Annotated in this window: 10 protein-coding genes; all 10 read right to left on the bottom strand. The window is 75.5% G+C overall.

Annotation, left to right across the window (positions count from 1 at the left end):
- Positions 1–167: 167 nt before the first annotated feature.
- The 10 genes from ABEB09_RS33930 to ABEB09_RS33885 are packed head-to-tail and all read right to left on the bottom strand — an operon-like array spanning position 168 to position 23,607.
- Positions 168–5,879 carry an eCIS core domain-containing protein gene (locus ABEB09_RS33930; RefSeq protein ID WP_345693754.1) on the bottom strand — a complete coding sequence of 1,904 codons (5,712 nt, stop codon included), beginning with the start codon at positions 5,877–5,879 and terminating at the stop codon, positions 168–170.
- On the bottom strand, positions 5,876–6,793 hold the full coding sequence (locus ABEB09_RS33925) for a glycosyltransferase family 2 protein (RefSeq protein WP_345693753.1): 918 nt from the start codon (positions 6,791–6,793) through the stop codon (positions 5,876–5,878). The genes ABEB09_RS33930 and ABEB09_RS33925 overlap by 4 nt, the downstream gene beginning before the upstream one ends.
- Positions 6,783–8,360, bottom strand: coding sequence for a glycosyltransferase (locus tag ABEB09_RS33920; RefSeq protein WP_345693752.1), 1,578 nt, complete (start codon positions 8,358–8,360; stop codon positions 6,783–6,785). The genes ABEB09_RS33925 and ABEB09_RS33920 overlap by 11 nt, the downstream gene beginning before the upstream one ends.
- Positions 8,357–9,181 (bottom strand): aminoglycoside adenylyltransferase domain-containing protein, encoded by an 825-nt coding sequence (locus ABEB09_RS33915; protein WP_345693751.1) that lies wholly within the window; start codon positions 9,179–9,181, stop codon positions 8,357–8,359. Before ABEB09_RS33915 ends, ABEB09_RS33920 begins: the two co-directional genes overlap by 4 nt.
- The gene (locus ABEB09_RS33910; RefSeq protein ID WP_345693750.1) at positions 9,178–13,428 is read right to left on the bottom strand and encodes a DUF6519 domain-containing protein; all 4,251 of its coding nucleotides are present in this window, start codon (positions 13,426–13,428) and stop codon (positions 9,178–9,180) included. The genes ABEB09_RS33915 and ABEB09_RS33910 overlap by 4 nt, the downstream gene beginning before the upstream one ends.
- 27 nt (positions 13,429–13,455) lie before the next feature.
- Positions 13,456–17,019, bottom strand: coding sequence for a hypothetical protein (locus ABEB09_RS33905; RefSeq protein ID WP_345693749.1), 3,564 nt, complete (start codon positions 17,017–17,019; stop codon positions 13,456–13,458).
- Positions 17,016–19,796, bottom strand: coding sequence for a baseplate J/gp47 family protein (locus ABEB09_RS33900; RefSeq protein ID WP_345693748.1), 2,781 nt, complete (start codon positions 19,794–19,796; stop codon positions 17,016–17,018). Before ABEB09_RS33900 ends, ABEB09_RS33905 begins: the two co-directional genes overlap by 4 nt.
- On the bottom strand, positions 19,796–22,492 hold the full coding sequence (locus tag ABEB09_RS33895) for a baseplate J/gp47 family protein (protein ID WP_345693747.1): 2,697 nt from the start codon (positions 22,490–22,492) through the stop codon (positions 19,796–19,798). The genes ABEB09_RS33900 and ABEB09_RS33895 overlap by 1 nt, the downstream gene beginning before the upstream one ends.
- Positions 22,489–22,905, bottom strand: coding sequence for a GPW/gp25 family protein (locus ABEB09_RS33890; protein WP_345693746.1), 417 nt, complete (start codon positions 22,903–22,905; stop codon positions 22,489–22,491). The genes ABEB09_RS33895 and ABEB09_RS33890 overlap by 4 nt, the downstream gene beginning before the upstream one ends.
- Positions 22,906–23,607 carry a phage baseplate assembly protein V gene (locus ABEB09_RS33885; protein ID WP_345693745.1) on the bottom strand — a complete coding sequence of 234 codons (702 nt, stop codon included), beginning with the start codon at positions 23,605–23,607 and terminating at the stop codon, positions 22,906–22,908. It abuts the gene before it with no gap.
- Positions 23,608–23,616: the final 9 nt, after the last annotated feature.

Genomic DNA, 23,616 nt, shown 5'->3' with positions numbered 1-23,616 from the left:
GCAGACAGCGGGCCCGACGCCGGTCTCAGGCCTCGAGTCACAGGTCGCCGACGGTCCCCAGGAAGCTTTCCAAAGCGGCTGGGCACTGTCAACGATCGCCGCAGACGGCGGCCCCCCGAATTCCGCTCTCTTACTACATCTCTGATCGGGCATCAGTCCTCCTCTGTTCACGGTTCCGGGGCATCTGTCTCGCGGAGGTCCCGGCTTTCCCCTTCGATGCTCCGGCCGCGGAATTCACGGCGGAACTGTCCGAGGATGGCGGTCTTCAGGCTGTGCACCACCGGCGGCAGGGCCAGGTAGTTGGAGGCGTCGTCGGCGCCGCCGAGCCACAGCTCACCCACGTGGTCCACCTGCCAGGCGACCCCGTCCGGTGTGCGTGGCCACCCGTCGGTGAAGCCCTGCGCCGCCGCGTCGCGGGCGGCGGCCTCGAACAGGGCGGTGTACTCGGCGCTGTAGCGTCCGGCGGCGATGCCTTCGCGTACCTGGCGTTGCATGGCCGCCGTACCGGCGACGTCGATGCCGGCGCTGCGGGGCGACTGGGTGAGCGTCAGCGCGTCCGCGGTCTCGATGTGCCGGATGATGTCGCGGACCAGCAGCACGCCGACCGGTGTGCTGTGGAGAGGGGCGAGGTGGTCCTCGAACCAGGACGTCACCTGGGCCCGTTCGGCGGGCTGGAGCAGGTCGATGTACACCTCGTACTCCCGCCGGGTGGCGCGGCGGGTCTGCCGGTCCAGCACGTCGTAGCCGGTCCGGGCGTCGTAGCCGGGCTCGGCGGCCGTCCGGGCGGCGAGCAGGTCGGCCTCGCCGGCGATCCGGGTGAGTTCCGCCGCAGCCTCCGGATCGCGCGTCCGGGCGGCCGCCCGCCGGGCCCGGGCCGCCAGCGCGGTCACCCGGCCGGCGTCGACCGGCCGCGTGAGGCGGCGCTGGGCCGGGAGATCCTCACGGATCCCGTGCAGCGCGCCCTCGACGTTCTCCCCGCGGCGCGCGGCCGCGGCGAGGTCGCGCAGGGCGGCGAGGTGCGTGTCGATGAGGGAGGCGGCCGCGGGATCGCCGCCGGAGGTGCTCCGCCACCGGTACAGGCGCGCTCGCAGACGGGCGATCTCCGCGGTGGCCTCGGCCTCGGCCGGTGAGGGGACCCGTTCGGGCGGGGCGGTCCCCATGGCGGTGTGTTCCCCCGGCTGCCGGGCGGCGGGGTCGCCCGGGACGGCCGTGCCGCTCCCGGTCCAGTCGTCCTCGCGCCGCTGCCGGTAGAAGTCGTCGAGGTCGCGCATCACCCACTCGTACGCGGGACTCGCCGGGTCGAGATGCCGGGTCTCGCTGCCGTACTCGCGGCTGTAGGCCTCGGGGGTGGGAACGTCGATGCGGCGCGCGGGCTCTCCCGGCGCCGCCGGGATCTCGACCACGATCCGCATCGGGTTCGTGGTCACGGTGACCCGGGTGATGCCCGTGGAGCCGTCGGGACGGGTGGACTGGACAAATTCGGTGTGGCTGCCGCTGCGCAGAGCCGCCCGGACCGCCAGCGCGATGTCGGCGGGCGCCGGCATCCGCAGGACGATGATGTTCTCCGGGTTGGGGTGCAGGTGCACGAGCGCCTGCCAGCCGTCGCCGGCCGGGGAGCGGACGCTGAACTCGGTTCCGATCTGGACGGCGAACTCCCCGGTGTTCGGGTTGAAGAACAGCCCGACCTCGGCACCGCGGCCGGCGGCGACCGCCTGGTCGTACGTGGCGACGGCCTGCTCGGCGGAGGTGGTACGGCTGCCGAACGGGCCAGGTCGCGGCGGCGGGGCCGCGGGATCCACCGGGCCGGGCGGACGCGTCTGCCCGAGTCGTACGCCGAGGATCTGGACGGCGAGGTCGCGCTCGGCGGTGTTGACGTCCGGCGCGGCGGGATCCCCGGGCCGAGTGGGCCGCGTGGTGCCGGCCGCCGTCCGGGCCTCGACGGTCTCCTCTTGCGGACGAGCGGGCTCGGCGGTCGCCCGCTCGGCGCCGCCCTCGGAGGCGGCTCGCCGGGCCGCCGCGAGACGGCGCTCGGCCAGGGAACGGGCCTGAGCCACCAGGTCCGTGACGGCGGGTCCGACAGGGCCCTCCGCCCCGGCCGCTGCCCGCTCGCCTGCCACTGGAGTGGTGCCGGCCGCTTCGGCGCCGCCCTCGGCGCGCGGGCCGCCGACGTCCCGTACCGGCGGACGGGGCGGTCCGCTGCCGTCGGCCAGGGCCTGTGCCTCCGGCGCGCCGGTGCCCGCGGGCAGCGGCGGTTCCTCGCCGCCGGTGCGCGGCCGGGCCCCCTCCTCGTGATGCGCGAGCCCGCCTCCCATGGACACGACGGTGATCGCCCCGGACCGGAGCGCGCCGAGGAAGGCGCGGGCCCGCCGCGAGTCACGCTCGCCCTCGGTCAGCCCCTCGGCGCGGTCGATCTCGTTCCATTCGACGGCGAGCTGGACGGGGATGGTGATGAGTTGCTGGACGTTGCCCACGACCCCGTGGATGTGGAGGGCCGTCTCGGTCCGCTCCAGGCGGTTGATCCAGCTCGGCAGGCGTCCGGCCGCGCGCCCGCTCTCCGCGACGCCCCGGGCGACGAACGTACCGACACCCAGCGTGGAGGCCACACCTCCTACGACACCAAGGACGTCGAAGACGAGGCCGATCTCCCAGGTGTGTCCCGTACGGGCACGCCGGGCCAGCGCGTCGATGGCGGTGATGGCGCCCGCGATCCCGCCGACCGCGCCGATGGCGACCCCGAGGCCTCCCGTGGCGAAGATCGCGGCGATCTCGGCGACGGTGGCGAGGTCGCGCAGCCGCTGCATGGCCCGGGCGCGGGAGCCGGGGGCGGAACGCATCGCGGGCTCGATCGGGACGGGGGCGCCGAGCGCGGTGCCGAGCTCGGCGGGCAGCCGGATGGCGAGCGTGCCGCGGCCGTACCCGGAGTTCTCGGCGAAGACACGGAAGGCGTCGCGGATGGCGGCGACCTGCCCGGCGTGGCCGGACGGGGAGCCGCGCCCGACGTAGATGTCGCGGCTGCCCGGGGAGGTGATGTCGACCAGGGCCCACCGGCGTGCGCCCTCGCGGGACCCGGCGAGTTCGCCGAGCATCGTGCGGACCTCGGTGACCTGGCCGTTCTCCTCGCTGGCGAGGGCGAGACGCGGACGGAACTCGGTGATGCCGCCGACCGGCGTGAACCGGGCGTGCTGCTGCCCGACCCAGGTCGCATGCTCGTCGTTCTCGCCGGCGAACTGGGTGAGCTGCCGCTGGGTCACGGCGACGCAGTCCTCGACGGACTGGCCGGTGCGCAGGAGCTGGATGTCGAGCAGCACCTCGTCGTCGGACAGCTCCGAGATGGGGGCACGCTGCGCGCGGTGCGTCCGGAGCTGTTGGGCGGTGGTCAGACGGCGGCGCAGGGCGCCGAGCGTCTGGGTGTAGGTCTCGAAGCCGCCCGCGCGGCCGGCGGCGACGAGCCGCTCCAGGTTGGCGCGGGCCACGGCGATGCGGCGCGGGTCGCCGGACGCGAGGGCCGCGGCGAGTTCGGCCCTGGCGGCGGCGAGAGAGGTGGCCTCGCGGTCGGCGCCCTCGGCGGCCCGGGTGCCGAGTGAGGAGATCCGTACCGGCTTGACCGCGATGCTCGACGCCCGCAGCACATGGTGTTCCGGGTCCGCGGCGGCCTCGTCCGACCACTGCGGCGTCGCCACGCAGCGCACCAGGAAGTCGCCTTCGCGGTCGAAGCCGATGGAGCGCTCGTTCAGCGGCTGTGTCACGGCGTCGATGAAGCTCCCGATGACGGAGCCCAGCAGGCGGACGGTGTTCGAGAGGCCGATGACCATGAGGTACGAGGCGCGGGCCTGCCAGGGCCAGTCCTCCTCGCTCATCATCTCGAGGTCCCGCTGCTGGTCCTCGGCGACCGCGGCGGCGTCACGCGAGAGGTTGGTACCGAGCGCGCTCAGGCCGGTCTGCGCCTCTCCCCCGCCCACGGCGGTCGTACGCGACCGGCTCCGCGCCTGTTCGCGGGTGAGCCCGGTGACGTCGATGATCTCCCAGTAGAACTGGACCGTCTGCATCCGGTTGAAGACCTCGTCCTGGAAGCCGAGGGACCGGGCCGCGTAGTCGAGCGCCATGGTGAACCGGTTGGTCGCCCCCGCCGTGCTGATGGCCGGTTCCTCGGGTTCGATGCCCGCCATGGTGATCTGCGACGGGTACGCGGGGGCGTTGGCGCCGGTGCGCCCGCCCGGGACGCGTTCGCCGGGGGTGGTGGCGGCGCCCGACGCACGGGCCTGTGCCCGTGCCTCCTGAGGGGGGACGACGGCGGCGGCCGATCCTGCGGGCGGTGGCGTGAAGCCGGTGGTACGGGCTCCATCGGCGATGCTCTGGCGGGCGCTGGGGTCCCGGGACTCCTGGAGGGCGCGCTCCGCGGCGTCGACGCGCCTGTCCAGCGCGGCCGGGGACTCGCCCTCACGCAGCGGGATCGTGGTCGTGGCCCGGTCGATGGTGATCGCCAGCTGCGGGGTGCCGGTCCGGCTCACCCCGGCGCGGTACACCGCCGGGCCACGCAGCACGCCGGGCGCGCGGGGCGGAGCGCCCGCGCCCTGAGCGGCGGCGCCCGGTCCGGCGCCCGACGCGGTCCCCGGGTCGGTGCCGGGTCCGGTGCCCTCCGAGCCCGTGCCGGTCGAGCGGTCGGCTGCTCCGCCCCCTCCGGCGCCCTCCCCCCGCGCACCCGCACCGGGGCCCCCTGCCGTCGCGCCGGCTCCGCCGGACCGCCGTCGGCGCTGGCGGGCCGCCGCGTCGCGCGCCCAGCCCGGTGCCTCCGCCTCGGTCCCCGACGCCCCGCGGGCGCGCCGGCTCAGGGAGCGGGCCAGCTCCGGCGGGACGAGAACGCCGGGCATGTACGCCACCAGCACGCTGTCCCCGGCGCGGCGCCCGGGTTCCGGCACCCCGGTGTAGCGCCGGAACGACTGGATGGCGAGGTGATCCCCGCGCAGGCCGAGGAACCAGACGAGACCGGTGCGGTGTTCGCGCAGGAAGACGACCGGCGCGTCGAGCATCGTCGGGTGCGAGGTGTCCTGCTCGAACAGGTCCCGCACCGACCCGTCGGGCCGTACGACCACGATGTAGTTCTCGACGAACAGGAAGCACTCGGACGGCTGCAGCACCTTCGGTGAGACCCCGCGCGCGACGGCCTCCGCGTCGAGGACGACCGATCGCAGACCGGTGAAGAGGGTGGGCAGCACGGCGATGAACGCGGCGGGATCGGCGCCGGTGTCGATCGGGTCGAAGGGCGCGCGCTGCTGCGACGCACCGTGCAGGTCGTGCTGCACGCGGGCCTCGCCCTGGTGCGCCTGGACGGCGACGTGCGCGAGTTCATGGGCGAGCAGTCGCCGCCCGGAGGCGGTTCCCGTACCGCCCCAGTCGGGCCCCAGGACGACGTGCGCGCCGAAGGCGTACGCCCGTGCTCCGAGCGCCGCCGCGGTGCCCGCGGCCGCCGCCCCCCGGTGCAGCCGGACCGGCTCCAGGTCCACCCCGAGCGCATGCCCGGCGGCCTCCCGCAGTGCGGGGGCGAGCGGTTCGCCCGGTGTGGCGGTGCCGAGGGCGGCCTCGGGCGTGGCGGGCCGGCCGGCGGGCGGAGCGGGTCCCCGGTCGAGACCGCCGGCCGTGGCCCGCTCCCGGGCGGCGGAGGACGGGGCGGCCGGTCCGGGTCCCGCGGCCTGCGGGCCGCGCAGCAGGGCGTCCTCGATGACCGGCAGCAGCACCTCCGCGACGGCGTCCGCGTGCCGCTCGGCGGCTTCCGTGTCCGCTCCGCGGGGCGCGGCGCGCAGCAGGCTCGCCACGGCCTCGACACGCGCCGGCCGCACCGGCGGGGCCGCCTCCGAGGCGCGGGGCGCACGTCCGCCACTCACCGGCCCGGCCTCCCGGCCGCGTTCGGCCCGTTGGTGCCGGTTCCCGCCGCGACCCTGGTCGCGGTGGCGGCCGGCGTTCCGGTCGCCGGCTCGTTCGCCGCTGCCGGTCGCGCGGATGCGGCCGCCGGTGCCCGACGAGGCGTGTCGGCCGGTGTTCCCGTACGGGCGCGAGCGGCCGGTGCCTCCGTACCGGCCGAACCGCCCGCCCGTAGCCGGGCGTAGAACTTCCGGTCGCGCTGCGGCAGCCAGCGCGGCGGCGGCACTCGGCGCCATCCGTCGAGGCCGCCGCCGCCCACCTCGAAGTGCCACGTATTGCCGGGGTGACGTACGTACACGAAACGGCCCTGTGCCGGCACGGACGCGAGGCGCGCGTGGCGGCGCAACGCAGCGTCGGCGAAGTGCACGTCCTCGCCGAGCGAGGAGTCGGGGAAGCCGCCGCTGGTGAGCCACCAGGTGCGGGGATAGGCGAGAGTGCCGCAGAGGACGAGCCCGGCGAACAGGCACCAGTCCTGGGTGTCGCACTCCCAGTACCAGCCGGTCCTGATGTCCAGGAAGACGGGCGCGCCGAGGCCGGTGACGTCCGCCGTGCCGGCCGCGATGGGCGCGGTCTGGGCGGAGATCCGGTTGGGGCCGTGCCAGTCGTCGTCGTCCCAGCCGACGATGATCTCCCCCCGCGCGGCCTGCGTGGCGATATTGCGCTTGATCCCGATCGACCGGGGCTCCCGCAGCCCGATGTAGCGCACGCGCGGGTCGGCCGGCACGAGGTCGGCGACGGGGTCCGCACCGTCGTCGACGACGATGAGTTCGCGCGCCGGATAGTCCTGGGCCAGGAAGCAGGCCAGCGCCTGCGCGACGAAGGGACGCCGGTCACGGGTCGGCATCACGCAGGTCACCAGCGGGAGTTCAACGGCCATGGGCGGGGCTTCCTGTGGGGGCGAACGAGGCGTAGAAGGCGAGGTCCTCGGCGGACAGCGGACCGGGCCCCTCGACCCGGTTCCAGCCGGGCGGCCCGTCGTCCGGGGTGAAGTCGAAGCGCCACGAATTGCGTCCGTGGCGGATGTAGACGTACATACCGCGATTGCTGAGGGCCTGGATCCGCGCCCCGGCGTCGGCGAACCGCTGCACCAGCCCGATGTCCTCGCCGAGCGAGGCGTCGGGGTACCCGCCGACACGACGCCACCAGTCCAGCGGGTAGGCGAGGGTGCCGGCCGCCAGCGCCTCGATGGACGCGTATCGCGGATCGGCCGCCTCCTGCTCGCGTGTCGACCACAGCCGCATGCTCCGCACGTCGAGCATGAGGTTGACTCCTACGCCGGTGAGGTCGGCGGTTCCGCGCACGAGGTCCCGAACCTGGCGGCTCACGCGCTCCGGGCCGAACCAGTCGTCGTCGTCCCACTGGATGACGAACTCGCCCCGTGCGCTCTCGCAGGCGACGTCGCGTTTGCGCCCGATCGTCGCCCGCTCGCCGAGTCGGATGTACCGCACGTGCGCCACGTCGGCCACGAGGTCCTCGACCGGTTCGGACCCGTCGTCCACGACGACGAGTTCGAGCCGCGGGTAGTCCTGACCCCTCAGGTTGCGCAGCGCCTGTGCGATGAAGCGGCGGCGGTTGAACGTCGGCATGACGCAGGTCACGAGGGGCAGCGCCGACCCGCGCAGCGCGACCCCGGGGGCGGCCGGCCGTGCCGGGGCGCCGGAGGGCGGGGCGGGGCTGGGCACGATGGCCCCGAGCCGCCCCCAGTCGGGCGCGGAGCCACCGAGCAGGCGCTCCACGGTGCCCCGCGGAAAGCCGGGCTGACCGGGCTCGGGCGGGTGGGTTCCCGGGCGTACCAGGACCGTGAGATGGGCCCCGCGCGGGACGTGGAAGGGACCGTCGGGCACGTCCAGGACGAAGCAGCCCGCCTCGTCGGCCAGGAACCCGCCGCGCGCGGCGAACGGGCCGGCGGCCCAGGCACGTCGGGTGAGGCAGACGGTCGCACCGAACAGACGGTGCGGCTCCGACCACGGGGCCGCGCTGCCGGCCCAGCTCTCACCGGCCGCGGGGTCCCACACCACGGCAGAGGCGGCCGCCGACAGGTCCAGGCCGCTACGGAGAAGGGCGTCGGCCTGGTAGCGCAGCCGCCAGGGCGGATACCAGGAATCCGGTTCCCACAGGGCCAGCAGCTCCCCGCGCGCGGCCGCGCAGCCGACGTCGCGCGCGGCGGCCGCGCTCGTGTCCGGGGGCACGGTGACCACGCGGACGTGCGGCCCGTCATCGGCGAAGGGTGCGTCGCCGCCGGTGTCGCGGGTGACGAGCACCAGTTCGCGCGGCTCGTGGTCCTGTTCGGCGAACAGGCGCATCGCGCGAGCGGTCGCGGCGGGGTCGTCGCCGACCAGGACGCACGAGACCAGGAGCGTGCCCGCCCCGGTCGGCGCCGCCGTCTCCGGGGCCCGGGCGAGCCGTTGGGCCGCCCTCTCCGGCAGGGATCCCGGGGCCGTCACCGTGCCGCTCCGGTCCACGTCCGGGGCGCGGTCGCCACAGGTACCGGCGGCTCCGCCTGGCCGGCGAGGAGGCGGTCCTCCATCTGCCGGAGGAATTCCTCCAGTTCGACCACGTCGATCACAGGACCCGCGCCCTCCGTCTGCCATTGGAGCGCCGCGTCCACCAGCCAGGGGTCCGGGAGCCGGTCGCGGGCCCAGCGGCCGCCCTCGGTCTTCGAGCAGATGACGCTCTCCGCGGCGTAGCGCCAGTCACGGCAGGCGTTGAGCACGCGGTACTGCGGGGACAGCCAGCGCATGGCGAGCTCGGCCCGCAACGCGGACAGATAGGCCTCGCGGGCGACGGGGGCGAAGACCTGGGCGGGGTGCGGGCCGGTCAGGGCGATGCCGTGGTCGAGGCAGCAGGCGAAGTGCATCACCATCCGCCGGTCGCCCTCGGGTTCCTCGTCCGCGGTCCGCGGCTCGCCCCAGAAGGTGAGGAGTTTCATCTCGCAGCGTGGAGCGGGCGAACGGGTGGCCGCGGCGGTCGCGCTGACGACGGCCAGGTCCATCCCCTTGACGCCGTACGGGCGGGGCACCGCAGTGACCTGCCGGGCCAGGGCCAGCGCGGTGTCCCGGCGCAGCGGGCCGGCGACCACGGCCACCACATCGACGTCGCTGCGGCCCGGGAGGAAGGTGCCGATGACCCCGGAGCCGTACAGGTACGCCCCGATGAGTTCGGTGCCCCGGTGACGCCGCAGCACCTCGACGCAGGCCCGCAGATACCGGTCGGCGGGCGGGTCGAGCAGCCCGATGAGCGGCGGACGGCCGCGCACGGCCCTCACCGCACCTCCCCTACCTCGAAGGACGAGGAGAACCGGCTGGGCCGCCCGTTGCTCTGTCCGTCCAGCGGCATTCCGTCCACGTCGAGGATCACGTGCGCCCCCTCCCCGTGCAGGTCGACGACGAACAGGCCGGGGATGATGAGGGAGTCGCGGTCCGCGGGGGCGAAGGTGAATCCCCGCACCATCCCGGGCGCGGCCTCGCCGAACGGGGTGATGGTGCCGTCCACCGTCGTGAAGGCGACGGGGTCCTCCAGCGGGGCCATGCCCACCTCCACCGACTGTGCGGTGAGGGTGTTCCGTTGGACGAGCTTGTCGAACTCCACCCGGATCACGGCCGGGAACTCCTGCAGCTGAGCGCCGTCGGGCGGCGAGATCCGGGTGACGCGGACCGGCACGGGAGCCGGGGGCGGTCCGAAGGTGAAAGACGCGGAGAAGTCGCTGGGCGTGCCGTCGCCGTCACCGTCGAGCCCGAGCCCGCCGGAGTCCACGATGGCGCTCGACAGGGTCAGCGTGTAGGTGCCGGCTCCCGCCCATCCCGGGGTGGCCGGTGTGAAGGTGAGGCCCGACCAGGTGTCGGCGGCCGGGGTGAAGGGGAACGGCTCGACGCTTCCGGAGACACGGACTCCGCCGGGTCCCCGGACGACGACGCGGTCGGCGGCCGTGACGCTCTCCCGGCTCACGTCCTTCGTGAACATCACGTGGATCGCCGGCGGTGCGGCGGCCAGGGAGGCCCCGGCGGCCGGTTCGACGCCGGCGACCCGCGGCGGCGCCGGGGGGCCGGTCAGGAACAGCCAGCTTTCGAACCTTCCGCCGGCGCGGCCGTCGCCCGAGGGCAGACGCAGGTCGGTCACCGTGTCGTACCCGTCGCGGGTGAGCCGGCCGAACACGGTCCCGTCGAGCGGCCGTCGCCCCGCCGCGTCGAGGATCTTGTCGCCGTGCAGGACGACGACGGCGCGCAGGTCGGGGGATCCGTCCACGAGCCGCAGCCGGTCCCGCCACTGGCCGACGCGGATCGGGTCCAGCTCGGTTCGCGGCCGGACGCCGACCTGGTCGGGGCCGGCCGTCACGATGCAGGGTACGCGCAGGGCGTGGACGAGGGGTTCGGTCGGGTCGGGCACGTGCAGCCAGATCTCGACCGTGCGGTCGGTGAGGGTGGCGGGCGCCATCGGCTCGGTGAAGCGCACCGTGAGGCCCTGGTTGAACGTCGTGACGGGCAGCGGCCGGTCGTTGCGCCAGCTGATGCCGTCCTGCCGGACCCGGGGGTGGGTTTTCGGGGCGAGCGCCTCGATGGCTTCCTGGACGTTCGAGGCGCCCAGGGCGGTGCGGCTGTCGTCGTACCGGACGTGCCGTGCCTGCAGGTCGGTGAGGGGATCGAACACGGGGACGCAGTCCACGGCGCGGTCGAGGGTGATCCCGGTCTCCGGGTCGCCCCTCCAGTGGAGGACCGCGAGGGGCGTGCGGTGCCGCCGGGTGCCGTGCGGCGGCACACCGTCCAGGTCTTCCACGGACGCGTCGCGCGCCCGCGTCGTGAACCACCAGTACGAGGAGGCGCGGAAGTCGTAACCGCTGAAGCGGACCTTCACCCCCTCGCCGAGGTCCACGTCCTCGGGCCCGACGAACCCCAGGCCGTCCCAGCGGCGCAGCACGACATGATCCGCACGCACCTCGGCATTGCGCGCCGGGGTGAGCAGTGGGTGGGCGGTGTCGAGCGTGACGGTGAGCGCGTCGGGGTCGGGGTCGGCCGCGATCCGGCACAGCAAGCCGTGCCCCGGACCGAGTTCGTCGGTGTCTCCGCAGATCTCGACGAGGTCCCCCACGCGCAGCATGCCGGCCCGGTCACGGCCGAGGCTGCCGACCTGGAGGGTGGTCGTCGCCGTGGTGAGGTCCGTGCGCAGCACGGCTGTGACCGCGGTGGCGAAACTCGCGTTGTCCGCCGACCATTTGTAACGGGCCCGCGGCACCAGCTCGGCGTCCCGCGGGTACGCGGAGCGCAGCGGGCCGGCGAGGGTGGCCAGACCGGTCTCGGGGTCGTAACTCACGACTGCGACGGGCTCGGCCGACTCTCCCGTACGGACGTACCAGCCGCGGCGCGCGAGTCGCCCCGCCGCGGTCTCCGCGGGACTGGGGCCCTCTCCCGGCACCAGGCGCAGCGATGTCGCCCCGGCGGGGGCGGGCTCGGCCAGCCGGGCCACGTCCCGCCGTGGGACCAGCGCCGCGCCGCCCGCCACGGTGTAGCCGTTGTGGCGTGTCGGGAGGGTGAGCCGTACCACGCCCGTGTCGTCCACGAAGGAGACCGACACCGCCTCGCGCAGCGCCGTGGGGCCCGGCCCCGCCACCAGGTCCCAGCCGCCGACCAGGAGAGCGGCCCTCTGGGGCGCGGTCAACTCGCCCACCGCCAGCTCGGCGCTGCCGCCCGGCGCGTCGGCGGTGAGCGGGACCGGGCTGGGCGCCAGCGCGCCGAGCATCTCACCGGAGTCGTGGATCTCGACGCGGTAGAGACGGTTCTCCCTGCCGGTGTACGTGCCGCCGGCGGGCACGTCGCAGGGGTTCTGCGGAGGAGCCGTGGGGCTGACGACAGTGGACAGCCGGCCGGTTCCGTCGTCGGGCAGATAGGCCGCGGCGTGCGTGCCGTCGAGGGTGGCGGGCCGGTGCGCCGCGGGCACGGCCACCACCTTCACCTGGGCGACGGTACGGAGCTGCACGGTGGTGTCGGGGCCGCCGAGCGCGACCTCGCGCCGGTCCTCCTGGAGGTAGCCGACCAGCCGGCGCCACACCTCCAGGTAGGCGACGGCGACCGTGGTCTCGACCGGGTCGAGCAGTTCGGCCGCCGGGGTCTCGCCTCCCGCCCCGGCCGCCGGGTCCAGGGCGCTGGATCCGCCGGCGGCCAGGATCGAGCCGTCGTCGAGCACGGTGGCCGAGTGCCAGGCGCGGGCCTCGGCGAGGGGACGGCCCGCCGTCCACCGGTCGGCGCCGGGATCGTAGAGCTCCGCCGAGGTGAGCGGGCGGTCGCCCCGGTGCCCGCCGGCGACGAGGACCTGGCCGGCCACGACGCGGGCGGCGCAGTGCCCGGTGCGCGCGGACGCGAGGGCCGCGGCGGACCGCCAGACCTGGGCCACCGGGTCGAACAGCTCGCACGAGGACAGTGCCTGGCCGGCCGCGAGGCCACCGACGACGAGGGCACGCCCGTCCGAGAGGAGCGTCATCGTGTGGCCCTCGCGCGCTCCGGCGAGGTCGGGTGCGGAGCGCCACTGGTCGGATGCGGGGTCGTAGAGTTCGGCGGTGGCCTCGGCGGCGCCCTCCCGGTGTCCTCCGCAGACGAGGACCGCCCCGGCGAGTGGCGGTCGGCCCAGCCGCACCGCGGTGTGCCTGCCGCGTGGCCGCGTCATGCTCGCGACTGTGGTCCAGGTGCCGGTGGCGGGCGTGTAGATCTCGGCGTCGGCGAGGGCGTCGGTGCCGGACGTGGGTCCGAGGGAGCCGCCGGTACGGGCGAAGCCGCCCGCGACCAGCAGGCGGCCGTCGGCCAGCATGGTGGCGGTGTGGCCGAAGCGGGCCCGCGCGAGCGGCGCGGTCGCCGTCCAGGTGCCGGTGGCGGGGTCGTAGAGCTCGGCCGTCGCGAGCGCGAGCCCGGCAGGACCGAGCCCTCCGGCCACCAGGATCCGGCGGTTGGGCAGGACGGTGACGGAGTGCCAGGCGCGGGCGACGCCCATGGCGGGCGTCGGCGACCAGGTGGCGGTGACCGGGTCGAACAGCTCGGCCGTCGAGGTGACCGCTCCCGCGGAGGTGCCCCCGCACACCAGGACGCGGGCCACCGGGGCGAGCGGGCCCGGCCGTGCCGGGGCGGCGCCGTGACCGGCCCGCGCGGTGCCCATGTCGCCGACGAGCTGCCAGCCGCTGCTGGTCGCGGACGGCAGGGGCAGCGGCGGTGCGCCGGGATAGTCCGGCTGCGTCGCGTAGGTGGTGCGGGTGGGGTTCGCGGCCAGGATCCCGTCGAGGTACAGGTGCCCGGCGGGCCCCGCACCGCCCCCGATGGTGAGCTCGCCGTTCCCGCCGTCGCCGAGCCGGAACGCCGTACCGGGGTCGGGGCGGCCCAGGGCGCCGACGACGTCGCGCACGTGGAGTTCGAGCCGGCGCAGGCGTGCGAGGGTGGCCTCGTTCCAGTCCGAGTCGAGCCAGAGCCGCCCCTGCTGCTGCAACCACTCGTCCCCCGACGCGTCGTCGACACGCAGTCGAGAGAAGTCGGCTTTCATGCGGCTCTCCTCCTGGAAGTGGTCCGGCTAGAAGTGGGTCCGGCGAGGACCCACGGGGATCCGGTCCTCGACGACGATCACCGGCCGTAGCCCGGCCGGCAGGAATTCGGTGAGCTTGGCCTCGAAGTTGGCCCGCCGCAGGCCCGGGTGGTCACCGGCGAAGGCGCCGACCTGGTCCCCGGACTCGGACGCGGTGCGGACCAGGGGCGAGGCGGCCTCTCCGATCGCGGCGAACAGCGGCGAACGCGGCCGCAGCGAACCGAAGGACGGGTGGGCGGAGTCGCCGCGCCCGAGGTCCTCGTCGCCGGGCACGCACCGGTAACGCCGCGGCAGCACGGAGCCGGGCTCGGTGCGGCTGAACCGAAGACAGCCGTTCTGCCGGCTGTCGACCACGGCGAGGGCGGCGAGCAGCGACTCGTCGGCTTCGAGCTCACCGGCCCGCAGCCGCCCCAGGACGGTCACCCGGCGCAGCCGGACCCGGCGCGCCGGGCGGTCGCCCGCCGGATCGGCGGCCTCCTGCTCGCGGGTGCGGCCGGGCTCGTCCGGACCGCCGACGGCCAGACCCGCGCGGTCCCCGGCCCCGGCCCGGTGCAGCACCGAGTCGTCCGCGGACACCAACGCCACGCCGGGACCGGCCCGTACGCCGGCCAGGACGGAGGATGCGACCAGGAGCTCGCTCTGATGGCCGGGGTCGGTCGCGTCCCACTGTACGGACACGCGGTCGGCGTCGGCGGCCGGTGCGCCCGAGGGCGGGCCGAGCGTGCAGGCTCCGATCCGCAGGGTCCTCATGAAACCGTCCTCGACCCGGACCTGCCCCCCGATCAGCAGCCCGGACAGGTGCAGTACGTGGTCGACGGAGAGTGCTTCCACGGGGGTGGTGCCGGTGACGCCGCGTACGGTCACCAGGGCGGGGCCGGTGCCGGCGGCGGAGGTGTCGGGTGCCAGGAGGCACGGCCGGGCCGGGCCGGTCCGGCCGCCCGCGCGGATGGTGATGTGCCGTCGGAGTGCCGCCGCCGGTAGTCCGGGCGGCCCGAAGTCGAGGGTGATCCGCTCGGGGTAGCTGGCGCTGTCGGCGATCTCGATGACCTCGTCGAGGGGAGCCCGTACCGATGTCCACCGCGCCGCGGAGGCGGCGACGGCATCCGACAGGGTGCGGTGGACGCGGTGGAGCGGCAGCCGGACGGCCGCGTCTCCCGTGGCGGCCACGATCCGCGTCGGTGCGGCGTCGTCCGTGTCGTCGCCGGCGGCGGGCGACGTGGTGAGGGCGGCGCGCGCCCCCACCGGCCCTGGGAACGCCTCGGTGTAGTCGACGGTGAGGTCGCGGTCGCCGGGAGGGACGGCGGTGAGCGGGTCGTCCTCGGCGAGGCAGAACCTGCCGCGCTCCGGGTCGATGCCCAGCTCTCCGGAGCGGGCGGGCCCGTGGACCGCGCGTCGGCGTCGCAGCGGGACGGCGCCCTCCAGGGGCAGTACCTGTCCCTGGGCGAAACGGGCGAGAGCAGATCCGGGCGGCAGCGTTCCCGCCGGAATCTCCTGGAGGCCGCCGGGCACGGTCCAGGTCGACCCGTCGGCGCCCAGTGTGAACAGCGCGCCGGGGCCGGCGCCGGGGGTGCCCTCGAGCTCGTCGCCGGGGTCCGCCACGAGGGTGGCCTCGGGCAGGTAGGCGAGCAGCGCCCGGCCCGCCCGGTCGGTCACGACGATCTCGCACGGCGGCGACACGGCCGGTTCCGGACCCGGTCCCGGGGCGGCCAGCGCGCGGACCCGCAGCGCGACGAGGGTGGTCCGCTCCACCGGGATGCGGTCGGCGGCGGCGTCCCGACTCGGCAGGTACGAGAACGCCGGCCATACGGTCTGTCCCGGCGGCACCGCCAGACGGGCCCGGATCGCCTCGCTCACGGGGGTGTCCTCGGTCACCAGCGCCCCGGCGAACCGGGGTACGCCGGCCAGTTCGTGGATCTCCAGGACCAGTCCCGGCCGGCCGGCGAACCGGGTGCGGTCCGTGACGAGGAGTCCCCGCACGCGGTGTGTGCCACCGTCGGGGAGGTGCGGCCAGGTCGAGGGGCGAGCGGCCGCGGCGGGTGGCCAGGCCTGGCCCTCCGAGGCGCGGGCGAGCCGGCCGCGGGCCGGAGGCCGCCCGTCCGGAGGCATCACCTGGTAGGTCGAGCCGTCGGTCGTGACGAGCAGGTCCACCGGCTGCCCGGGCCAGACGAACATCTCCGGCAGATAGGCGATCACCGCACCGGCGAACCGGCCGTCGGTCGCGGGGATCCCGTCGTGCCGGGCGGCCCGTGGCGGCGTGTCGTCGCGCACGGCGATCTCGCAGGCCGGGAAGCGTCCGGCGTCCGCCGTACCCAGCGCCTCGCGGCCGGGCAGGCCGTCCGGCCGGCCGGTTTCGACGCGCAGGACGAGACGGCCCGCGCCGCCCAGCGGCCGGTCGGGCCGGAAGGCCTGTGCGGCGTCCGGCAGGAGGGACGTCGCGATCGTGCCCAGGCGGACGGGGGCGGCCGCCGGGCCGGGGCCGACAGGGTCGGGGAACCAGAGCGCCGACACCAGGAAGTGCTCGGCCGGCCGTCTGAAGACCGAGGGATCGAGGACGCGCATCCCTTCCCCCGCGTGCAGCCGGGTCGAGGGGCCGGGCGCGCCGAAGGCGAAGTCCTCGACGGGCCCGCCGTCCGAGGCGCCGCCGGAAGGGGCGTCCGCCGCGGTTCCTGACGGTGTGCCCGCCGGGGCCAGCGCGAGCGGCACTCCGGCACGCCGTACGACCAGGTCGCGTTCCGGCCCGAAGGCGGTGCCCGGGTCCGCCGCGAAAGCCGCGGATTCCAGCGGGAGTCCGTCCTTCCCGAACAGGGGGAGTTCTTCGTGGAGAGGGTCGAAGGTGTAGGCGCGTGCCCCGGCGGGGACGGGCAGCCCGGGCGCCGCGGCGGCGGGTGTCACGCCGCGCTGCGGGAAGGTCGTGAGCGGGCGCAGGAAGAACACCGCCGTGCCCAGGTCGTGCCGCCCGCCCGCCGCGCCTGGCCCGGCGGTTCCGGGCCGGCCGGGCGGTCGGAGGTCGGGCAGGTGGGCGAACGGGTCGTCCGCGGTGCCGAGCCGGGCGAGCGCGACAGGGTCGCGCAGGGACGGGGTCAGCGGCCTGTCCACCCGTACGTGGTCGGTGTGCTGGGTCCAGGCCAGCGTGCGGAAGCCCTCGACGGCATCGGCGGGCCAGCCGGTGATGCCGCGGGCCAGCCCGGCGAGCATCGCGGGTGTCCCTTTGGCCCTGCGCCAGGCCAGTGTGTTGCGCACGTCCTGGCGGTTGCTCTGCCCGACGGGGTTGGGCAGGAGCGTGGTCCCGACGAGCGCGCCGAGGTAGGGCACCACCCAGTCGTCGCAGGTCTCCAGGAAGAAGTCGTCCCACAGGTCGTCGATGTCCTGCCGGACGGCCGCGACCTGGCCGGCGAGTGTCCGCAGCAGACCGCGCAGCGGGGCCCGCTCGACGGCCTGGCCGTCATCGAGGCCGGGCGACCGCAGCCGGGCGATCTCCAGGTCCTGCTGGCGGTAGAACGCCGGAAGCCGTGCGTAGAGCCGCTCCAGCCACAACTCCGGGGTGTGCCTCACTCCGTGTACCCCCCGGTCCCGGCCGTGATGGTGAGCCGACCGCGCAGTCCCGCGCCGTCGGTGGGGTCGTCCGCCACGACGACGAGGCCCGTGGCGGGGACGGGCAGCGTGTCGAGGACGGCGGGTCCGCTCCTGGACCCTGCCGGGGCGAGCCGGGTCACGACCGCGCGGGTCACCCCGGGGACCGCCTGTACGGCGGCGTAGACGCGGCTGAGACGCAGGGCCTCACCGAAGCCGAGGGTGGCGAGATGACCGAGGCTGCCGTCCGGACCGGTTCGCTGGGCGAGCGCGGCACGGACCCGTGCCACGGTCGTCCGGCGGCCGTGCCGGTCGTCGATGTCGACGACGAGGGCGACGTCCGCGGCCACGGGGGTGAAGTCGACGATGCGCAACGGCTGGTTGACGTCGCGGCGGGCGTCGAGGAACCGGCGCAGGCGCGCGATCTCGTCGCCCGGCAGTGGCCGTCGGTCCGCCCGGGCCACGGTGAGGTGGACCTCTCCCGTGGTGCCGAGACCTTCACCGCCCGCCGGTACGGCGCTCGCCCGGCCGCGGGCGATGCCGGGGAAGGACATGGCCAGGTCGGCGTGGTCGGCCACGGACACCGCCCGGTCGAGCGTCCGCAGCGACGCGGGGGCGTTGTGGCGGATGCCGGCGGCCCCCTCGGGGTCGGCGGCGCCTTCCGCGGGCAGCGGGTTGGTCACGGCGCGCAGACCGGGGACGCCGTCCACGAGGCGGGTGACGCCGCCGGCCGGGACGGCGCCGGAGGAGCCGAGGCCACGGCGGTAGGTGGCCGTCACGTTGTCGCGTCCCGCGGGCGGCCGGGCCGTGGTGTCGCCGAAGCGGACGACGGCGGCCGGGGCGTCGCCGGGCGGGTACTCGACGGCGAAGACGGTGTCGTCGGGCGTGGCCCCGGCGAGCGAGGACCGCTCGGTCCAGCGCACTCCGTTGACGCTGACCTGCAGCGTGCTGCGCTGGGTTCCCTCGCTGTCGGGACGGTACGTCAGCGGGCCGCGGCGCAGCCGGAACCCCTGCCACGCGGTGCCGTCGCCGCTGCCCAGGACCTCCGTGGGCACGGTCTCTCCGTGACTGGCCGGCACCACGTTCCCCAGCAGCGCGGTGCGGGACCGGTGATGAATGTGCGTCAGTGGCGATCTGAGGGTGACGACGGTCAGCGCCGAGGCGGTGAGCACGGTCACCGCCTCGATGGACACGGCCTCGGCTACGGTGCTCTCCCCCTGCTCGCCGGGCACCGTCGAGGTGACGACGGCCGACTGCCCCGGGGTGAGACCCGGGTGTCGTCCGGCGAGCAGCAGCCGGTCGCCGCCGAGCGCCTCGGGCAGCGGGCGCGCGTCGTCGAGGGGCAGCCGCTGCGACCGGAGCAGCACGGTGGTGGCGCGGCGCAGGAAGGTCTTCGTCGGGACGGCGGTGGCGAGCCGCAGCCGGGTGACCCTGCGCTCCAGGGTGAACCCGAGGTGGGTGACCGAGTCGGCGCCGGTCAGGCGGAAGGTCCGGTAGTGCCGCCGTGAGCCACTGAGGTCGAGCAGGACGGCGAACGAGGGGTCGGTGTCGCTGCCGGCGGCCGCTCCGTCGACGACGGTGTCGAGATGGAACGCGGATTTCTCGTCGGGCAGCCAGCTCCCGACCCCGGTGTCCCAGTCGGTGGGGAACCTGCCGCCCTCCTGGGTCAGTTCCCGGGGCAGGCCCGCCCAGGCGGGGGCGTCGGCGCCGAAGGGCCTGGCGCTCGCCCGAAGCGCGTACACGGCCGGGACGCCGCCCGTCCCCGCGGCGTAGCCGGTGTCGTCCTCGACCCAGGTCAGTGCGGTACGCCGGGCGCGCCGGTCCTCGCGGACCTCGGCGATCTCGCGCAGCAGGCCTTCCCCGGCGGGGACGCCCTCGTGGAAGCGGTCGAAGACCAGCACGTGGTCGCCCGCCCGCAGCCGCAGCCCGGTTCCGGCCAGGTACACGGTGCGGCGCAGGCGGCCGGTGGCCTCCGGCAGTGCCTGGTCGACGGGGTCCGGGGGCGGCGACGGCGGCCGCCCGGTGACCGGCTGCGAGCCGGACCGCAGCAGCGCACCGGCGAGCGTGGGGAACACCTGCCCGAGGTCGTCGGCGATCTGGTTGTAGTCGCCGGCTCCCGGCCCCGAGGTGCCCGGTCCGGTCGGCCCGGGCCATCGCGGTGCGGTCAGCGCCTCGACGGTCGCCAGCGCGGTCAGTGGGGCGAACTGGTTGGCCGGGCCGGAGGCGGCCATGGGGATGTGGTTGTGCTCGGCGCGCGCGGCCACCGCCTGGTCGGTCTCGAACACCACGGGCATGAGGTCGGGCGCGGCCCGCCCGCCGACCCGGGTGCCCTGGTGGACCGTGATCGTCTCTCCGGCCAGGGCGGGGTCGATCGTGAGGGCGAGCAGGACGCGGGCGGCCGAGCCCGGGCCGGGCCGGTATCCCACGAGCCGGGCCAGTCGCTGCAGCGAGTCGTGCTGGGTGGCGGTGCCGATGAACGCCTCGTTGGCGACGAGTTCGGTGTAGAGGGAGGCGTTGTCGGCCAGGTAGGCCCAGGCGTCCACCAAGGCGGTGGCGTGGTCGGGTGAGGCCTCGTTCTCACGCCAGCCGGGGAGCCGCAGCGGCAGGTCGTCGAGCATGGCCCGGCGGAACGTCTCGAACGTGCCGAGCCGGTACCGTACCCGGCTGAGGCCGGGCGGATTCGCGGGGCGGCGGGCAAGGCTGCCGCCGCGTCCTTCCGCGCCGTCGTCGCCCGGGGGCGTCCCGTACGGTCCGGCCATCAGCGGCCTCCCAGCGTCACGAGCGTGAGCCGGCCGCGCTCGGGGCGAGCCGGATCGTGGTCCAGGCGCGCGATCTGGTCACGGCCCACGGTGAGCTGCCCGGTCGCCTTGACCTGTGCGGTGTCCGCCTCCGGCGTGGCCGAGTCCAGCGGGGCGAGGACATCGACACCGACGGACTCGACACCGGGCACGGCCTGCACCGCGAGATAGAGGCGACTGAGGAGGACGGGGTCACCGAAGCTCAGGTTCTCGGGGTGGAACAGGCCGCGCGGGCCGCCGTCGTGGCTGCCGGGGCGCAGGGCCGCTGCCACGTCCTGGCGGACCGACCAGGCGAGGAACCCGGGCCGTACGCAGACCGTCAGGGCGAGCTGGAGGGGCAGGTCCCGGGCAGGCAGCAGCTGGAGGTCGTACCCGGTGAGCCGGCGCCGGTCGAGGAAGGCCAGCAGATCGGCGGAGAGCCGGTCGTCGAGTTCGGCACCGGCGGCCAGGTCCAGGATGAGGTCGACGGCGGTCCAGCTGCCGGTCCAACGGAACTCGGCCCGGGCACGCGAGACGACGCCGCCGCCGAGCGAGCGGTCGAACTCGGCGACGGCGTCGGCGTAGTCCCGGGCGGTGACGGCGACCAGGCGGTCGCCGGCGGCGGCCGGTCCGGTCCGGCGCGCGTCCTCGATGTCCTGTGGCCCGCGGCCGCCCGTGGCGGGAAGCGGATTGGTGACCGAGACGAGCCAGCCGCCAGGCCCGGCGACGGTCGAGGCGCCGTCGTCCACGGGCACGTTGAGCGATCCCGCGGGGACGTTGCCACCGGTGCCCAGACCCACCCTGAAGCGCAGGTCGACCACGGCGCCGTCGTCCGGCCTCAGGCCGAACGCGCCCCGGCCGGCGGTCCGGGTGCCGCCCTGGCCGAAGAGCATCGTCGCGCCCCCGTCGTCACCGGGCTCCAGGGTGAACACGCGCTCCCGCGGGCCGCTGTCGAGCAGGGTGGGCACCCAGCGCCACTCGGCGCCGTCGACCGTCGCCCACACCTGTGGCCGGCCCGCCGCGTCGATGCTGAGCGGTGCGCCGGGTACGGGGACACGCAGGCGCGGGCCCGGCGAGTCGGTCGTCCCCGGGGCCGCGGCGGGGCGGACCTCCCAGGTCGCCACCGCCTGCGGCGCGGCGAGGGCGCCCTCCGCCGTGGCCCCGACGAGGGCCCGCCAGATCCCGGCGGGGGCGTCCGAGTCGATGGTGAAGGGTTCGCCGTCCAGTCCGCCGGCGATATCCTGGGGCCGGGTGCGGACCTCCCGCTCGCCCAGGGGCGACTCGACGACGAGGACGACCTCCTGTCCGTCCGCGAGTCCCCACACCGTGAGCAGGACCACGCCGCCGGGGGACACGACCGCAGGGTGTGCGATCGCGGAGGCGGTGGTGTCGGGCGCCCCGTCCGTGCTCCGGTCCGCGCGCCCGCCCGGGGCAGGCAGCACCACTCGGGCACGATGGGTGCGCCCGTGCGTCGCGGGGACCAGGTTGCCCTGGACGACCGTCCCGGCGACGGGATGGTCGACGCGGGTGGCGGTGGCACGGGTCCACGTGACCCGGGTGAGCGGCGGGGTGCCGTGCGCGCCGTAGGGGGTGGCGGGGAGCCGCTCGGGGGTGCGGTCCAGTCGCACCACTTCCGCCCGCCCCGTGGCGGTATCGCGCAGGGCGAGGGCGTCGCCCGCGGCAAGGGCGGTGAGGTGGCCGACGAGGTGCGCCGACGTGGCGCCGGCAGGCAGGTATCCGTCGGGACTGTCCCAGTCGTAGATGACCAGCTCGTTGTGCTCGGGCCACAGCACGGCGTCCGTCACGGTCTCGAACACCACCGCGTCCTCGGCGTCGGAGCCGAGGCGGGCCGGCGCCGCGCCCCTGTTGTCGGTGGTCTGCTGCCGTACCGCGAAGCCCGCGGCGAGCAGGTGCGGCCGGGCGACCCGGAACTGCAGGAGGGTGGTGGCCGACGCGCCCTCGTCGAGGTGGTGCCCGATGAGCGCGAGGTGGCCGGCCACGGACCTGCGCCGGGTCGCGGTGTCGAGGAACGCCTCGTTGGCCACCCGGTCGAGTACGTAGCTGAAGCCGTCGGCGGTGGCGGCGAGCAACTCCAGGAGCATGACGCCGACATCGGCCTCGCTGGACTCGGTCCAGCCGGGCATCCGGGTCGGGAGGAACCCCTGGAGGGCGCGGCGGAACCCGGCGAAGTCCCGTGCGAGGTAGTCGATCCGGACCGTGGACGGCGGTTCGGCTGCGGCCGGTCCGGAGGCCCGGCCGCAGTCGGTGTCCGTGGCGCAGTCCAGCCGGAAGCGTACGTCCGCGGTGTTGTGGAACGGGTCCGCGTTCTCGCCGGTGAGGGCCAGCGTGTACGTGCTGCGGTCCCCCTCGCCGTCGAGCCGCAGAGTGACCCGGTCGGGGTGTCCGGGTACGGGTTCCACCTCGGCGATGCGGGGACGCAGCCGGGCTCCCCCGGTCAGCGAGTACCCGGTGCGGTCGAGCAGCCAGGAGGCCAGGTCGGTCGCGTCCGCGGGCTCGAGGAGGACGGCGAGTCGGGGCGGCGCTCCGGTGGCGGAGTCGGCGCCCACGACCTCCACCCGGGCGATGCCGACCATCCCGGCGCGCAGGAGCGGGCGCGTGCCGCCCAGGGGCGGGCCGGAGGACCGGGTGCCGGAGGGGCCGGCGGGCGGCGTGCTCATGGTCCTGCCTCCAGGGACACGATCCCTCCGCCGGCACCTGTGGTCACGCTCAGGGACTGCCGGGTGCCGGTCTGTTTCGCGACGTACACGATCGTGACGTGCAGCACCTCTTCGGCGCCCGGCTCGGCCCGGACGTCGACCTGCTCGACTCTCAGGCGGTCGCCGAGCCAGTGGTCCAGGTTCTGGGTGATGAGGAACTGCGTGGTGGTGCGCAGGATCTCGTTGCCGCCGGAGAAGACCAGGCGCCGGATGCCGCAGCCGAAGTCGGGCCGGTTGATCCGCTCGCCGGGCTCGGTGAACAGGACCTGGAGGACCAGGTTGCGCAGATGGTCCTCGGGGCCGCAGGTGCGCAGGCCGCCGGTGAGGCCCACGTCGAACGGGAGGGCGAGGTGACGCTCGGGTGTGTCCGCCATCTACAGCTCCACCTCGTGCCGGGACTTGGCGGCCTCGAGGCTGAGCACGAGGGGAGCCACGGGCGGCGAGGTCGCCGCGCCCGCCGCGGCGTGGGTGTGCGTGGCGAGGACCTTGACCAGCGCCTGGAGGGCGGTGTCCAGGGCCCGGTGGCCGACCAGGTGGTCGGTGCCCTTCTCGCCGATGGTGACCGTGGGGGCGCCGATCGTGATACCGCCGGAGTCCATGGTGACCGTGTTGCCGCTGGAGTCCTCGATGACGACGCCGGCGGCGTCCATGGTGACGGTATTGCCGTGGGCGTCGGTGACGGTGAGCGTCTCCTCCTCGTCGTCCAGGAGGATCACATGCCCCTTGGCCGTGCGCAGGACCTTCTGCGCGGGGCCCGCGGACAGGGGCACCTCGTCGCTGCCCCACCAGGCGCCGGTCCACACCGGATAGGCGAGGTTGCCGCCCTCGAACTCCACCCAGACGCCCGCGCCGACGCCGGGGACGGTGAAGAACCCTTCGCCGGGCAGCCCGCCGTACGGCAGACAGGGCAGGGCCCAGCCGAGTTCCGTGTCACCCGTGAGATGCGGAACGCGCGTCCGGACGCGGCCCATGGAGCGGGGGTCGTCGACATCGGTGACGATGCCGCGGTACTTGCCGAAGTACCGTCCCTCGACCCGCTCCACAAGGCGGGCGACGATCTGCTCCAGCGGTTCCACGGCGCCTCC

The sequence above is a fragment of the Streptomyces coeruleoprunus genome (assembly GCF_039542925.1).
Lineage (GTDB): Bacteria > Actinomycetota > Actinomycetes > Streptomycetales > Streptomycetaceae > Streptomyces > Streptomyces coeruleoprunus.
This window is presented reverse-complemented; position numbering and strand designations above follow the sequence as displayed.

What these genes read in the sequence shown, in the direction of transcription:
- ABEB09_RS33895 (WP_345693747.1), bottom strand. Translation starts at nt 22,492, where the DNA reads ATGAGCACGCCGCCCGCCGGCCCCTCCGGCACCCGGTCCTCCGGCCCG.
- ABEB09_RS33900 (WP_345693748.1), bottom strand. Translation starts at nt 19,796, where the DNA reads ATGGCCGGACCGTACGGGACGCCCCCGGGCGACGACGGCGCGGAAGGA.
- ABEB09_RS33890 (WP_345693746.1), bottom strand. Translation starts at nt 22,905, where the DNA reads ATGGCGGACACACCCGAGCGTCACCTCGCCCTCCCGTTCGACGTGGGC.
- ABEB09_RS33910 (WP_345693750.1), bottom strand. Translation starts at nt 13,428, where the DNA reads ATGAAAGCCGACTTCTCTCGACTGCGTGTCGACGACGCGTCGGGGGAC.
- ABEB09_RS33925 (WP_345693753.1), bottom strand. Translation starts at nt 6,793, where the DNA reads ATGGCCGTTGAACTCCCGCTGGTGACCTGCGTGATGCCGACCCGTGAC.